This window comes from Pseudomonas sp. Z3-8, from assembly GCF_051131975.1.
Lineage (GTDB): Bacteria > Pseudomonadota > Gammaproteobacteria > Pseudomonadales > Pseudomonadaceae > Aquipseudomonas.
The window spans coordinates 2,237,789-2,251,821 of the sequence record NZ_CP071643.1 but is presented as its reverse complement, the minus strand read 5'-3'; the positions used below and the strand labels follow the sequence as shown (position 1 = coordinate 2,251,821).

Genomic DNA, 14,033 nt, shown 5'->3' with positions numbered 1-14,033 from the left:
ATTACGCAAGGATTAGGCTAGGCGGCTTCCACCGCATAGGGAACGCGCAATGAGCATCGAAGAACAAAGCCAGGCCGAAGAACCACGGCTCAACAGCACGGAAATCCGCATCCTTGGCGCCCTGATCGAAAAACAGGCCACCAACCCCGAGACCTACCCTCTCACCCTCAACGCGCTAGTGCTGGCCTGCAACCAGAAGACCAGTCGCGAACCGGTGACGAATCTCAGTCCGGGCCAGGTCGGCCAGAGCTTGCGGGCCCTGGAAGGCCGCGGTTTTACCCGGCTGGTCATGGGCAGCCGCGCCGACCGCTGGGAGCATCGGGTCGACAAGGCGCTGGAGCTGGTGCCTGCCCAGGTGATCCTGATGGGATTGCTGTTCCTGCGCGGCCCACAGACCGTCAATGAACTGCTGACCCGCAGCGGCCGCATGCATGATTTCGAAGACACCGAGCAGGTCGTGCATCAGCTTGAGCGCCTGATCGCCCGAGGCCTGGCGCTGCTGGTGCCACGCCAGGCCGGCCAGCGTGAAGACCGCTACGTGCACGCCATGGGCGACCCCGCGGACATCGAGGCCATCCTCGCCGCCCGCCAGCACCCGGTAGAACGCGGTGGCGCCGGCAGCGGCGTGTCACTGGAACGCCTTGAAGAGCTCGAAGCGCGGATCGCCGCGCTGGAGGAGCGTCTGGCGCGCCTGGAGTAATCAGGACCGTGCGAAAGCCACGGCCTTGTCGAATTGCTCCAGGTTGGGCCGCACGCCCGTGTACAGCACAAACTGCTCCAAGGCCTGGATCGCGATCACCTCCAGCCCGGTGATGACTCGCTTGCCTTCTGCCCGGGCCCGGACGATCAAGGGCGTTTCCGACGGAATCGCCACCACATCGAATACCGTCTCGGCTGCGACGAGGGCATCGGGCTCGAACGCCAGGTGGTCCGCTTCAGGACCGCCGGCCATGCCGATCGGCGTCACGTTGATCAGCATTTGTGGCCGGCGATCGCCCAGCTCGGCTTGCCATTCGTATCCCAGCGAGTCGGCCAGGGCTCGGCCGGTGGTTTCGTTGCGGGCGACGATCAGGCCATTTTTATAGCCGCCATCGCGCAAGGCACTGGCGACCGCCTTGGCCATGCCGCCGCTGCCGCGCAGGGCGAAAGTCGAATCCTTGGGTACCGCATGGGTCTGCAGCAACTGGGCGATGGCAATGTAGTCGGTGTTGTAGGCCTTCAAATGGCCGTCAGTGTTGACGATGGTATTGATCGACTGGATCGCGGCCGCGGAAGGATCCAACTCATCGACCAGGGCGATGCAGGCCTCCTTGAACGGCATCGACACGCCGCATCCGCGGATGCCCAGGGCGCGAATGCCACGCACCGCACCCGGCAGGTCGCGACTGCTGAACGCCTTGTAGTAGAAATTCAGGCCCAGTTGTTCGTAGAGGTGATTATGAAAGCGCAGGCCGAAATTGCCCGGGCGCCCCGATAGTGACATGCACAGCTGGGTGTCTTTGTTGGGGTTCATCTGCATGCTCGTCTCCTTGAAACACTTTCGGAAAAACGCGATCGCCGTACCGACCGGTCCTGTTCGATGCTCAGACCTCGGGCGCAGCGCAGCGACTCGCCATCCGCTGTAAAAAAATCAGCCACAGACCTTACACAATATTTACCCAACGGCGGTGCAAATCCTGGGAAAATCGCTGTCAGAGCAAGTATCCCCGCGCCTCTTATCGGGTCTGTCGCAGGCCACAGGCGCCGGGGCCGGAACGAGGAAACGCCATGAAACGCAAACTTCCCATTATCGCCCTGCTCGTGGGGGCACTCGCGGTCACCGGCCAGGCATCCGCCCATGGTCGCGGTGGTTGGGAGGGTCCCGCGGTATTTGGTGCGATCGTCGGCTCGGCCATTGTCGGCTCCGCGCTCATCAGCCGCGACCGACCGGTTTATGTCCAGCAACCGGTGTATGTCCAGCCACAACCGGTCTACGTGCAACAACCTGTCTATGTGCAACAACCGCCACCGGTCTATTACGCGCCGCAACCGGTATACATCGAGCGCCCGGTCTACTATCGCCCGGCGCCGGTGTATTACGGGCCACCACGGGGCTATTACTATGGCCCGCCGCGCGGCCATTACGGTCGCTGGTAGTCCGTTCAGGGGTCATAAAAAAGCAGCCGGTGATCGATGATCACCGGCTGCTTTTTTTACTCTTTCGATCGCCAGATCAGACGTGCTCGCTGCTCTTCAGCCGCACCGGGCCGTGCTCTTCCGGCGAGTGGGCGAGTTCCGCCACCACTGGAATCTCGTTGCCTTCGCAGTCATGCAATTTTCCGTCGCTGAAATAGTCGCCTTCACGCAGTGCAGCCAGGTCCTGATAGCGCAGCACCCGCTCGGTACCGGCGGCAAAAACTGACTGCTGGTCGGAGTTGCCGGTAGTGAAATGGTTGAACGCCAGGTTCAGGATAATCGCCATGATTGCCGAAGAACTGATCCCCGAATGGAAGATCGTCGCGAACCAGCTGGGAAAATGGTCGTAGAAGTTCGGTGCGGCGATCGGGATCATGCCGAAGCCAATGGAAGTGGCGACGATGATCAGGTTGACGTTGTTGCGGTAGTCGACCTTCGACAGGGTTCGGATACCACTGGCGGCAACCGTGCCGAACAGCACGATACCAGCACCACCGAGCACCGAGGTCGGCACGGCGGCGATCACCCGCCCCATGAATGGCAGCAGTCCGAGCACCACCAGAAATATCCCGCCAGTCGCCACGACAAAACGGCTCTTGATGCCGGTCACCGCCACCAGCCCGACGTTCTGGGCAAAGGCACTCTGGGTGAAGGAGCCGAAGATCGGGGCGATCATGCTCGACAGCATATCGGCTCGCAGACCATTGCCCAGACGGCGGGAATCGACCTTGGTGTCGATGATTTCCCCCACCGCCAGGATGTCAGCGGAGGTTTCCACCAGCGTCACCATGATCACGATACACATCGACAGGATCGCCGCGATGTGGAAAGTCGGCATGCCGAAGTGGAACGGCGTCGGAAACCCGAACATCGGGCCTTCGCTGACGGACGAAAAGTCCGCCATACCGAGGAATACCGCGATGACGGTGCCGATGACCATCGCCAGCAGGATCGACAGGCGGGAAATCGTCGCACTGCCCATTTTGCTCAGTACCAACACCAGTACCAGGGTCAGCGCAGCCAGGCCGATGTTCGCCATGCTGCCGAAATCCGCGGCGTGGCTGTTGCCGCCCATGGCCCAGCGCGCCGCCACCGGCATCAGCGTCAGGCCTATGGTGGTGATGACGATGCCGGTGACCAGCGGCGGGAAGAACCGGGTGATGCGCGAGAATACTGGAGTGATCAACAAGCCGATCAGGGACGCCGCGATTACCGCACCAAGGATGGCCTGGAAGCCCCCTTCCCCGCCGGTTCCAACGATCGCCACCATGGTCGCGACGCCGGAGAACGAAACGCCCTGCACCAGCGGCAACTGGCAGCCAAAGAACGGCAGGCCAAGCGTTTGCAGCAATGTCGCCAGCCCTCCCGCGAACAATGACGCCGCGATCAACAGACCGATGTCCGCCGGCGACAAGCCGGCCGCCTGGCCGATGATCAAGGGCACCGCGACGATGCCGCCGTACATGGTCAACACATGTTGCAGGCCGTAAGCCATATTCGCGCCGACGCCAAGGTTTTCGTCCTCGGGCCGTGGGAGTGAAACATGGGGCGTTTTCATGGTTCGGGGGTTCCCTGTTTTTTGTTATGCGCACACTGTATTCAAAACTTAGGACAAATGTCTATAGAGTTGTATACAACTTGTTGCGCATTGATCACGGACAAGGTTGCAAATCCCGAACCAGATTGCATTCAACTTCGCGTTATCAGTCCTTCCAGCGCCGGCCGCAGCAGTTCCCGTGGCGGCACCCGCAGCCCGAACTCCGTCTCCAGCAGGTCGATCAACTCATCGGCGTCCATGATTGTGCGTCGCTCGCTTTCGTGCCCGATCTGGTGCACGGCGTAGCTGTTGCCGTTGAGGGTCTTGCGCAACCCGTCGCCCGTGCGGGCCACCATCAACCGGTCCTTGAACGGAGAATCCGGATGGCTGCAGACGTACCAATTGCCGACGATGTAATCGATCTCTTCCTGGCGCTGCAGGTCGAACAGGTACATCGGCCGCCATTCGCCCCCTACGTTGGCGCGCAGCATGTAGCCGTCTTCAGTGGTCTCGATGCGGTATGGCTCGTGAGGAGTGGCCTGGACCTCGCGACTGTCCAGCAACAGTGGCGCGGTCGGCACCATGCCACCGAAGCCGACGTCGGTTACATAGCGCACGCCGTCAAGCGTCACCAGGCTCAAGCGATGGGTGCGTGCGGTCCAGGCGCCTTCAGGTGCGTTCATCACTACTCGCCCGGTAATGCCGCGGGCCTCGAAGCCCAGGTCCTGTAAAAGGGCCAGGAATAACTGATTGAGCTCGTAGCAATAACCGCCGCGCCCTTGCTCGAAGATTTTTCGTTCCACCGACTCAAGGTCGATCGGCACCGGCTGCCCTAGCAGCGTCGCGAGGGTTTCGAAGGGGAACTCGGCCGTATGACGCCACTGCAACTGGCGCAACGAATCGAGCGTCGGGGGTGGCGCCGTGTCGAAACCCAGGCGCCGCAGATAACGAGCGCAATCACTCAGTCGAGGTTGGTTCATGGGGTGTCCTTTCCTGTTCAGGTGCAGGGCTTGTGCAGGCACCCCGCCGTTGGCACAGGTATAAGGCATTTCCCCTGGGTGGACAATGATCCGGCGGCTTCAACGGCGCTTGCGCGAAGACAGACGAATCCACGTCGGGGCATGGTCGCTGGGGTGTGGCTGGTTTCTGACCCAGGCATCCACCCCCGCCTCGCTCAGGTAGGTACTGGCGGCAGGGTTGAGCAACAGGTGGTCGATACGTAGCCCGGAGTTTTTTTGCCAGTGCTGGCGGAAATAGTCCCAGAACGTATAGATCCGTTCTTGCGGGTAGAGATGTCGCAGGGCATCCGTCCAGCCCTGGTCCAGCAGGCGCTGGTACCGCTCGCGGCTTTCCGGCTGCAACAGGGCATCCTTGAGCCAGGAGCGTGGGTTGTAGATGTCGAAGTCAGTGGGCACCACGTTGTAGTCGCCCGCCAGCACCACCGGGTGATCGCTGGCTTGTAGCCCCTGGGCATAATCGATCAGCCGCTCGAACCAGGCCAGCTTGTAGTCGAACTTCGGACCAGGCTGCGGATTGCCATTGGGCAGATAAAGGCAACCTACCAGGACGCCATGCACGGCCGCCTCGATATACCGACTGTGGCTGTCTTCCTCTCCGCCCGGCAGGCCGCGCCGACTCTCCAGCGGTTGCGCATCGCGGGCCAGGATCGCGACGCCATTCCAGGAAGCCTGGCCGTGCCAGATCGCCCCGTACCCGGCCGACTCAAGCTCCGCCGCCGGAAAATCCTTGTCCGCCGCCTTCAACTCCTGCAAGCAGGCGATGTCGGGTTTCTCCCGCTCCAGCCACTCCAGCAGGTTGGGCAGCCGAGCCCGGATACCGTTGATATTGAAGGTCGCGATTCGCAGCTTTTTCATGGGCAGGCAACTCGAAAAACCAAAGTACTAGCTGTGACCGATGACAAGCCGCGGAGGTTGCAACAACCGCTCAGGAGCCGGTTTTCGACAGGGGCGGAGCGCTTTCCAGCAGATGCGCGAACGCCTGCTTGTCGATGGGGCGGCTGAGAAAATACCCTTGCACTTCGTGGCATTCATCCGAGCCCAGCGTGCCCAGTTGGGCCAGGGTTTCGACACCTTCGGCGGTGACCGTCAGGCCCATGGCCTTGCCCAGGTTGATGATCGCCTGGACCACGGCGCGGTCGTTGCTGCTGTTGCTCATGGAGGCGATGAAGCGCTTGTCGATCTTGATGCCATCAAACGGATAGGTGCGCAAATAACCGAGCGACGAATAGCCGGTACCAAAATCGTCCATGTTCAGGCGCACCCCCAGTTCCTTGAGCGCATTCATGACCTGGAGCGCACCGTCCACATCGTTCAGCATGACGTTCTCGGTGATTTCCAGCTCCAGGCGACTCGCCGGGAAGTGGGTTTCGATCAATACCTGGCGCACGTCCTCGACCACATCGCTGCGTTCGAATTGCGCAGGCGAGAGGTTGACCGAGACCATCAGCTCGCCCGGCCAGGTCAACGCGGTTTCGCAGGCCTCGCGTAACACCCAACGCCCAAGCGGGACAATCAGGTCGGTTTGCTCGGCCAGCGGGATAAACGCGTCGGGGCCCAGCAAGCCTTGGGTCGGATGTTGCCAACGGACCAGCGCCTCGACAGCGACGATGGTCTTGCCGTCCACGGTATAGCGAGGCTGAAAATGCAGGACGAACTCATTTTTCTTCAATGCCTGGCGAAGGTCGCTTTCCAGCTGGCGACGATGCTGGATCTGGTCGTTCATGTGCGAGGCGAAGTAGCACCAGGTCTTCTTGCCCTCGGATTTGGCCTGGTACAGGGCGATGTCGGCGCAACGGATCAACTCGCCCGGCACATAACCTTGGCGCCGGCTTACGGCAATGCCGATGCTGGCGCCTATGTGCAATGAATGGGTCTCGTAATGGATCGGTTGCTGCAGGCTGTCGATCAGCCGTGCGCAAAACCGGTCGATTTCGGTGGAGTGCTCCACTGCGCTGAGTACCACCACGAACTCATCCCCACCCAGGCGCGCCACCAGATCGTGCTCTCGGGTGCAGTCGCGCAGGCGCTGTGCCACTTCCAGCAGCACCGCATCGCCGGCCGGGTGGCCCAGTGAATCGTTGATCGGCTTGAAGTTATCCAGATCCACCATCAGCAAGGCCAGCGGTACGGAATGCTCCTTGGCAAGCAATGCATCGTCCAGGTGCCGGGCCAACTTGTTTCGATTCGGCAGGCCGGTCAGCGCATCGTGCATCGACAGATGCTGGACCTGGGCGTGGGCGGCCACTTCATCGGTGATGTCGCTGGCGGTACCGCGATAGCCCGTTACCACGGCCTTGTCGTAGATCGGCCGCGCCGATACCCGACAAAATCGCAACTGTCCGGAATGGTCGCGGTAGGAACACCGCAGGTTGCTGGCATTCTGTTCTTCGACCAGTTTGCCCAGCCACAAGGCAATCGGCGTGGTGTCGCAATACAGCAACTGTTCGATGTCCTGTCCCAGCCATTGCTGATCGGAAAAACCGGTAACGGTGTTAAAACGCCCCGACAGATAGGTGATGCGCTGCTGGCTGTCGATTTCCCATATCCAGTCCGACGCCGCCTCCGCCACGGCACGGAAGCGCTCTTCGCTCGCCTGGAGCGCCTGCTTTGAGGTTTCCAGGCTGTCGTAGCTGGCGTCCACCTGTCGAGCGGTACGCATGGCATAGCGGAAAAAATAAGCGGTGAGCAACGCCAGGATCAGCAACGCCCCGCCCAATGGCGGAACCAGAGACCACAACAATTGGTGGCCTGGCCGCTCCAGCCGGGATACCAGGCTGTAACCGGTGCTATCCAGCGGTACGGCTGGCTGACCGGTCGCCAGCGCCGTATCTTTCACCAGGTTCAACTCGTTCAGGCCGTAGCTCTTGCCTACCTTGCGAAGCTTGACCGGCGTTAGCTGGTCGACAAAAAGCAGCACCGACGTCCCCTTGGCCTCGACCTGAGGACGTTCGTCGTTGGGCAGGATCACCGAAGCCGTGACGATGGCCGGCCAGCCTTCGAACAAGGTGTAGCGGATCATGGGCCGGGTCAGGTCCGGTTGCGCCTGGAGCTGATCGACAAGGCCCCTCAGCGGTGTATCGATATAGGCCGTAGCCTCTGCCTGGACATTTTGTCCCCGCACCACCGCATATTTGGTGCGTTCACGGTCGATGACGAACACCCCTTCGTATTCATCGTTGGTGAACAGGGTCTTGCCGATGTTCTGTTCGGCATAGGCCCATTGCACATCGACCTCGCCGTTAAGACGCTCATAGCCGGTGGTCCAGTAGGCGTAACTGGCCATGTAGTTTTTCGACGCGGTGATGCGATTCTCGAGCGCGCGCTCGATGTAGAAGTGGGTCTTGCCCACATCGTCCGCGTCCAGCTTTTGCGCAATGTTGAACAGCGCGGCGACAGCCATCAGGACACCCATTACGAACAGCACGCCGACCGCCACCACCAGGCGACGGGTAATCGGCGTATGACGCGTGACGTCAGGGGGGATATCGGCAGAGGTGTCCATTGACCTGCTCCTGTCCTTCGGCGTTGGCTTCGCCGTGCAAACTTCACTGCATGAACTGCGTTTGACCCTTGGGTTTTCTTAACCTTAGCAGCCGCTGCCGCGTCAGTTGGCGAGCCTACAGAGTTTGGCGAAAAGGGCTACGCGTCGCCTATGCGTTGAACAATGGACCTTGATCCGCCGCCGATGATTCCGACGAATCTCAGCGATCGGAACGCTCCAGCGCATCGAACGCGTCTTCCCTGGACAATGCCGCGACACAGTTGCGACCGCTGTGTTTGGCCTGATACAGCGACGCATCGGCTCGCTGGATGAAGACTTCCGTACTGTCCAGGCTGCTGGGCACGAAGGCATGGCAACCCAGGCTCACCGTCAGGTAGCCGGAGGGGGCAGCCGAATGGGTAATCTGCCTGTCGATGACGCGGCGGCGGATCTGTTCGGCCAATGCCATGGCGCCGTGCAGGTTGGTATCGGGCAGCAGGACAGCAAACTCTTCGCCACCATAACGCACCGCCAGGTCGGCCTTGCGATGACAGCAGTCCTTGAGCACCTTCGCGACCTCCGCCAGGCAATGATCACCCGCGACATGCCCGTAGGTATCGTTGTAGCGCTTGAAAAAATCGATGTCGAGCATGATCAGGCTCAGGGGGCTGCGCTGGCGGGCGCCTCGGCCGAACTCGATGCCCAGGGCCCGCTCGAACAGCCGGCGGTTCGCCAGCCCGGTCAGGCTGTCATGAGTGGCGATCAGCTCCAGCGCTTGCTGGGCCTTGCGCAGGTCCGCTTCAATCCGCTCGCTGTTACGCACCTGATGCACGAAAACCCAGCCAAACAGACAGATACCCAGCACCACCAAGGCCACGATCAGGCTCGATTGCACCGCCCGGTCATACCAGCCCGCCAGGATCGCTGACTCGGACATCGCGGCAACGACCACCAGTGGGTAGGCTTGCAGATGCCGATGGCCATAGAGCCTGACGATATTATCGGTGTCGGAGCGGATCATCTCATCGCCGGAAGCCCCCACCACCGGATCGTGCTGGAAAATATGATGCCGCGCCATGGACGCACCAATCAGCGCCTCGTCGAAGGGCCGGCGCGCCAGCAAAGTCCCATCGGACAACGCCAGGGCCATCTCGCCTTGATCATCGAGATTAAAACTCTTCAGGAACTGGTCGAAATACGACATCTTGATCCCGGCCATCAGCACGCCCTGGAAATTGCCTTTGCGGTCATTCAGCCGACGGGAAACGGGGATGATCCACTCGCCGTTCTGCCGGCTGCGGATCGCCGGGCCGATATGGGCGACGAGCGAGGCATTTTCCTGGTGAAACTGGAAATACTCGCGATCCGCGATACCGGATCCCCGGTGCAGCTTTTCAAACGAGGTGATGACCCACTGGCCGCTCTTGTCGAACAGAAACAGGCCATGCAGTTGTTCCAGAGATAACACGCGCCGGGCGAATGTCTGTTGCAGGCGCGCGCGCACGGCCGGGCCGTAGCCATCGATCTGGATCCCGTCTGCCAGGCTGCCGAGCACGAGATCGGCCTGCAGGAAAGTATCCTGGGCCTGCTGGGCCATGGCACGGGTAAGGTTGGCCGAAGCAATCCGCGCCGACTCCAAGTCGTGACGACGAGATTGCTCCAGTTGCAGATAGAGCAAACCGCAGAGGCACAGGCAAACCGCCGCAATAAACGCCACCGCAGCCTTGAGCAATGGCAGGCGCTTGAGGGTGCCGCCGGGCGCATGGAGCGGATCGTTGATGGGGATAGGCAAGCGAATTCCTGAAGAGGGCAAAGCATGAGCAAAACGCTCAAAGCCCCCAATATTCGTGAGCTTAGCGTACCGCTTGGAGGCCGGCAATTTGCCAGTGGGGCGAAGTCGATGGATGGCGCTGTGGATCCAAAATCCCCCTCATCATTTGGCAATTCTGCCGCCCTTGGCGCGTTTTTTTTACACGCGAACCTTACCGGGGGCTATCTAAAACGTGTCTCGCCCCATAACGTAGGTGGCCTTTATATCAAGGCCCCGCGGACCATGAGCACTCCGAACCAGCGCACTGTAGAACAGGTACAGGCCAGACCGTCGACCGTCAGCCTGCGAGAGGCCTTCTGGTTCTGGCTGAAACTGGGTTTCATCAGCTTCGGCGGACCGGCGGGCCAGATCTCGATCATGCACCAGGAACTGGTGGAGCGTCGGCGCTGGATCTCCGAGCGTCGCTTCCTCCACGCCTTGAACTACTGCATGCTGCTGCCCGGCCCCGAGGCCCAGCAACTGGCGACGTACCTGGGCTGGCTGATGCATCGAACCTGGGGCGGAGTAATCGCCGGGGCGTTGTTTGTCCTGCCCTCGCTGTTCATTCTCATCACATTATCCTGGCTATACGTCGCCTTTGGCGAAGTGCCGGTGGTGGCCGGCATTTTTTATGGCATCAAGCCCGCCGTGACGGCGATCGTCGTGCATGCCGCGCACCGGATAGGCTCGCGCGCGCTCAAGAACAACTGGCTGTGGGCAATCGCCGCCGCGTCGTTTACGGCGATCTTCGCCTTCAACGTACCCTTCCCGCTAATCGTACTGGGGGCGGCGGTCGTCGGTTACTTCGGCGGTCGCTGGGCACCGGCGAAGTTCAGCCTGGGCGGCCACGATGCCAGGCACAAGTCGTTCGGCCCGGCCCTGATCGATGACGATACACCGACCCCGGAACACGCTCGTTTCAGTGCCACCCGCCTGGCCCGACTGTTGATCGTCGGGGCGCTGCTGTGGATTCTGCCAATAGGCCTGTTGACCGCGATGTTTGGTTGGGAAGGAACCTTGACGCAGATGGCCTGGTTCTTTACCAAGGCGGCACTGCTGACTTTCGGCGGCGCCTATGCGGTTCTGCCCTACGTGTATCAAGGCGCCGTCGGACATTTCGGCTGGCTGACACCGACCCAGATGATTGACGGCCTGGCCCTGGGCGAAACCACTCCGGGACCGCTGATCATGGTGGTCGCGTTCGTCGGTTTCGTCGGGGGTTACGTGACACAGGTGTTCGGCCCCGAACAGGCGTTTCTGGCGGGCGCGGTTGCGGCCACGCTGGTGACCTGGTTCACCTTCCTGCCCTCGTTCCTGTTCATCCTGGCCGGCGGTCCGCTGGTGGAATCGACCCATGACGAGTTGAAATTCACCGCGCCGCTCACAGCGATCACCGCGGCGGTGGTGGGGGTGATTCTCAACCTCGCCTGCTTCTTTGGTTATCACGTGCTCTGGCCCAAGGGCTTACACGCAGCACTGGACTGGCCATCGGCAATTCTTGCAGTCGCGGCGTTCATTGCACTGTTCCGCTATAAACGCGGCGTCATCCAGGTGTTGCTGGCCTGCGGCCTGGCCGGGCTGGCGGTGCACCTGCTGCGCTAAGAGAGGCGCTTGAGTCGGATCAGCGGCCCATGCCCGGGGCCGCTGACGGCAAGAAAATTGAACGGGCCTCTGCCACCTGCGAACTAACCAAGTTCATGGCCCGGCCAGTGCGGCCAGGGCACAACCTGAACAGAAATGGCACAGGTGATCCATCCATGGACTCAAGCTCCCTCGATATTTTTACCGACACCCAGGTACTGGGCATTTCCATCGCCAATTGGCTGCTGGCACTGAGCGTGATGACGGTGAGTTTCATCATCGCCAGGGCTGGCGTCGGTTTTCTGTTGAAAAACGTGCGTGCCCGGGCACAAAAACCCGACGCTTATGTCAGCCACATCGCCGTCGAAGTACTGTCCAGTACCAGCAATACTTTGTTATTGCTGGCCTCGATCCTGATCGGCGTTGGCGTACTGGACTTGCCGGAACGCTGGCTGAGTCGAGTCAGCAGCCTGTGGTTCGTGGTGGCGGCCCTGCAAGTGGGATTATGGGCAAACCGAGCGATCGCCCTGGCGCTGATGCATTATTTCGCCCGCCACAGCCACTCCGACATCCATCAGAAAAGCGCCTTGGCCACCCTGAGCCTGTGGGGTGCGAAAGTATTTCTCTGGGCGGTGGTGCTCCTGGCGATGCTTTCCAACCTGGGCGTGAACATCACGGCGTTCGTTGCCAGCCTCGGCGTGGGCGGCATCGCCGTGGCGCTCGCGGTGCAGAATATCCTCGGGGACCTGTTCGCGTCGCTGTCGATTGCCGTGGACAAACCTTTCGAAGTCGGCGACTTCATCGTCGTCGGCTCCCTGGCCGGGACCGTGGAACATGTCGGCCTGAAGACCACGCGAATCCGCAGCCTGGGTGGCGAGCAGATCGTCATGGCGAACGCCGGCATGATCAGCACTACCATCCAGAACTACAAACGCCTGCAGGAGCGCCGTATCGTCTTCGAATTCGCCCTGCCCCAGGAATGCTCGACAGAGCAACTGCGGCAAGTGCCCGTCATCGTCGAAAAGATCATCAAGGCCCAGGAAAAAACCCGCTTCGACCGCGCGCATTTTCGCGGTTTTGGCGAAAGCGCACTGGAGTTCGAAACGGTCTATATCGTGCTGGACCCCAGCTACAACGTCTACATGGACATCCAGCAGGCGATCAATCTGGGCATGATGGAAGAGTTCGCCAGGATCGGCGTGCGCTTCGCCATGCCGTCGCGCGCGGTGCATGTGGCTTCGTTGCCGGATGCGGTCGAGCGGATGGCCAGCAGAGGCAACGAGAGGACCTCCACGCAAAGCGCCCCCTCGTTTCGGGCGCAACACTGAGTCCACGCAGACGTTGGAGATTGCCGTTACAACTCACCAGATGAATAGGGGAGCTGCGTCCTATAGCATTGTCCGCCGGTAAGCCAATGGCGTACATTAGCTAATCAGCTCGCTGCGCAAAACGAAACCTCGCCATGACCCAGCGCAACTGAGCCCCCCACTCCTTCAGCTACGCTCAACCTATCACCACGACAGGGAATCGACATGAGCAAGGCAGACGAACTCGCGGCGAAGCTGAGGCAGGCCCAACGAACCCCAGCCGGCGTCGACAACTGCGCCGACCTGGCCATCGAACACTGGCCCGGCCAGGTCTACGACTTGTACCGTCAGATCGAAACATGGCTGGCGCCGGTGTGTGAGGCGGGCCTGGTTATCCGGCGCAATCCGACCCACGTCTTCGAGCGCCACTCCAGCGGTTCGACGTACAACTACGCCATTGACCAATTGGTGATCGAGGGCAACCACCGGCGCATCTCGCTCGATCCGATCGCCCGCTTCTCCACTAGCGCAGAGGGATGCATCGAAATCCATATGCAAGGCGTGGAACGCTGCATTCTGCGCACCGTGGGCGAGCATGGCGAATCGCTTTGGCAGCTGCGACCGGCCGGGCAACACACCGAACCCGTAGCGCTGGATGAAGATGCTCTTCTCTTGATCATCGAGGAAGGGTTGGGGCTTTAAAGCAAATGGGCGACCTATCGAGTCGCCCATTTCTGAAGACAGGAGGTTCAGCCGGCAGCCGATTCAAATGCTGCATCGGGCCCGCTTTGCACGGGATTGCCAGGCGTAGCCGTATACCGGCCGACCAGGACTGCCAAGGCGTTATCGATCTCGTCAGCCGCGCCTTGAGCGTGCTGGGCATCCGCCCAGCTCCAGTAGCGCTCGGACAACAGCCCGCCCACAGCCTGCGCGCAAAGTTCATCACAACTGACGCCCATCTTGCCCGCGGCAGCAATGACCGCCAGGAGCGCCTGCTCCAATTGGGAAATTCTTTCAGTAGACACAACTAACCAACTCGGTAGGTAACGAGCCTGAAGCTTACCAAGATATCAATATGCCACCAAACTGTAGGCGCCCAACGGTCTCGTCCAGCTTCGGTTGC

General features: G+C 60.9%; 12 protein-coding genes. 5 read left to right on the top strand and 7 right to left on the bottom strand.

The window, feature by feature from the left end:
- The first annotated feature begins 49 nt into the window (after positions 1 to 49).
- Positions 50 to 700 carry a YceH family protein gene (locus J3P94_RS10500; protein WP_434573171.1) on the top strand — a complete coding sequence of 217 codons (651 nt, stop codon included), beginning with the start codon at positions 50 to 52 and terminating at the stop codon, positions 698 to 700.
- On the opposite strand, the gene J3P94_RS10495 is transcribed toward J3P94_RS10500, so the two are convergent.
- Entirely contained in the window at positions 701 to 1,519 is an 819-nt protein-coding gene (locus J3P94_RS10495) for a shikimate 5-dehydrogenase (protein ID WP_434573170.1), read from the bottom strand.
- 248 nt (positions 1,520 to 1,767) lie between these two features.
- Between J3P94_RS10495 and J3P94_RS10490 the strand changes: the two genes are divergently transcribed.
- Positions 1,768 to 2,136, top strand: coding sequence for a hypothetical protein (locus J3P94_RS10490; protein ID WP_434573168.1), 369 nt, complete (start codon positions 1,768 to 1,770; stop codon positions 2,134 to 2,136).
- A 76-nt stretch (positions 2,137 to 2,212) separates the two neighbouring features.
- Here the strand turns inward: J3P94_RS10490 and J3P94_RS10485 are convergent, their stop codons facing one another.
- The 5 genes from J3P94_RS10485 to J3P94_RS10465 form a co-directional block, all read right to left on the bottom strand.
- Complete coding sequence (locus tag J3P94_RS10485; protein ID WP_434573166.1) at positions 2,213 to 3,733, bottom strand: nucleobase:cation symporter-2 family protein; 1,521 nt, start codon at positions 3,731 to 3,733, stop codon at positions 2,213 to 2,215.
- Positions 3,734 to 3,864: 131 nt separating this feature from the next.
- Positions 3,865 to 4,692 (bottom strand): arylamine N-acetyltransferase family protein, encoded by an 828-nt coding sequence (locus J3P94_RS10480; RefSeq protein ID WP_434573164.1) that lies wholly within the window; start codon positions 4,690 to 4,692, stop codon positions 3,865 to 3,867.
- Between the two features lie 99 nt (positions 4,693 to 4,791).
- Positions 4,792 to 5,586: an exodeoxyribonuclease III gene (gene xth / locus J3P94_RS10475; protein ID WP_434573162.1), complete on the bottom strand. Its 795-nt coding sequence runs from the start codon at positions 5,584 to 5,586 to the stop codon at positions 4,792 to 4,794.
- Positions 5,587 to 5,656: 70 nt separating this feature from the next.
- A complete protein-coding gene (locus J3P94_RS10470) occupies positions 5,657 to 8,233 on the bottom strand; it encodes a bifunctional diguanylate cyclase/phosphodiesterase (protein WP_434573160.1) in 2,577 nt (858 codons plus the stop codon).
- Positions 8,234 to 8,432: 199 nt separating this feature from the next.
- On the bottom strand, positions 8,433 to 10,004 hold the full coding sequence (locus tag J3P94_RS10465; protein WP_434573158.1) for a diguanylate cyclase: 1,572 nt from the start codon (positions 10,002 to 10,004) through the stop codon (positions 8,433 to 8,435).
- Positions 10,005 to 10,265: 261 nt separating this feature from the next.
- Between J3P94_RS10465 and chrA the strand changes: the two genes are divergently transcribed.
- The 3 genes from chrA (at position 10,266) to J3P94_RS10450 (ending at position 13,612) form a co-directional block, all read left to right on the top strand.
- Positions 10,266 to 11,624: a chromate efflux transporter gene (gene chrA / locus J3P94_RS10460; RefSeq protein WP_434573156.1), complete on the top strand. Its 1,359-nt coding sequence runs from the start codon at positions 10,266 to 10,268 to the stop codon at positions 11,622 to 11,624.
- A gap of 155 nt (positions 11,625 to 11,779) precedes the next feature.
- Positions 11,780 to 12,931, top strand: coding sequence for a mechanosensitive ion channel family protein (locus J3P94_RS10455; protein ID WP_434573154.1), 1,152 nt, complete (start codon positions 11,780 to 11,782; stop codon positions 12,929 to 12,931).
- Between the two features lie 204 nt (positions 12,932 to 13,135).
- Entirely contained in the window at positions 13,136 to 13,612 is a 477-nt protein-coding gene (locus tag J3P94_RS10450; protein WP_434573153.1) for a hypothetical protein, read from the top strand.
- Between the two features lie 47 nt (positions 13,613 to 13,659).
- Here J3P94_RS10450 and J3P94_RS10445 read toward each other — a convergent pair whose 3' ends face one another.
- Positions 13,660 to 13,935: a hypothetical protein gene (locus J3P94_RS10445; protein WP_434573151.1), complete on the bottom strand. Its 276-nt coding sequence runs from the start codon at positions 13,933 to 13,935 to the stop codon at positions 13,660 to 13,662.
- Positions 13,936 to 14,033: the final 98 nt, after the last annotated feature.

Excerpts from the sequence above, each read along its gene's own strand:
- J3P94_RS10500 (WP_434573171.1), top strand. The coding sequence starts at position 50 with ATGAGCATCGAAGAACAAAGCCAGGCCGAAGAACCACGGCTCAACAGC.
- J3P94_RS10495 (WP_434573170.1), bottom strand. The coding sequence starts at position 1,519 with ATGCAGATGAACCCCAACAAAGACACCCAGCTGTGCATGTCACTATCG.
- J3P94_RS10490 (WP_434573168.1), top strand. The coding sequence starts at position 1,768 with ATGAAACGCAAACTTCCCATTATCGCCCTGCTCGTGGGGGCACTCGCG.
- J3P94_RS10485 (WP_434573166.1), bottom strand. The coding sequence starts at position 3,733 with ATGAAAACGCCCCATGTTTCACTCCCACGGCCCGAGGACGAAAACCTT.
- J3P94_RS10480 (WP_434573164.1), bottom strand. The coding sequence starts at position 4,692 with ATGAACCAACCTCGACTGAGTGATTGCGCTCGTTATCTGCGGCGCCTG.
- xth (WP_434573162.1), bottom strand. The coding sequence starts at position 5,586 with ATGAAAAAGCTGCGAATCGCGACCTTCAATATCAACGGTATCCGGGCT.
- J3P94_RS10470 (WP_434573160.1), bottom strand. The coding sequence starts at position 8,233 with ATGGACACCTCTGCCGATATCCCCCCTGACGTCACGCGTCATACGCCG.
- chrA (WP_434573156.1), top strand. The coding sequence starts at position 10,266 with ATGAGCACTCCGAACCAGCGCACTGTAGAACAGGTACAGGCCAGACCG.
- J3P94_RS10455 (WP_434573154.1), top strand. The coding sequence starts at position 11,780 with ATGGACTCAAGCTCCCTCGATATTTTTACCGACACCCAGGTACTGGGC.
- J3P94_RS10450 (WP_434573153.1), top strand. The coding sequence starts at position 13,136 with ATGAGCAAGGCAGACGAACTCGCGGCGAAGCTGAGGCAGGCCCAACGA.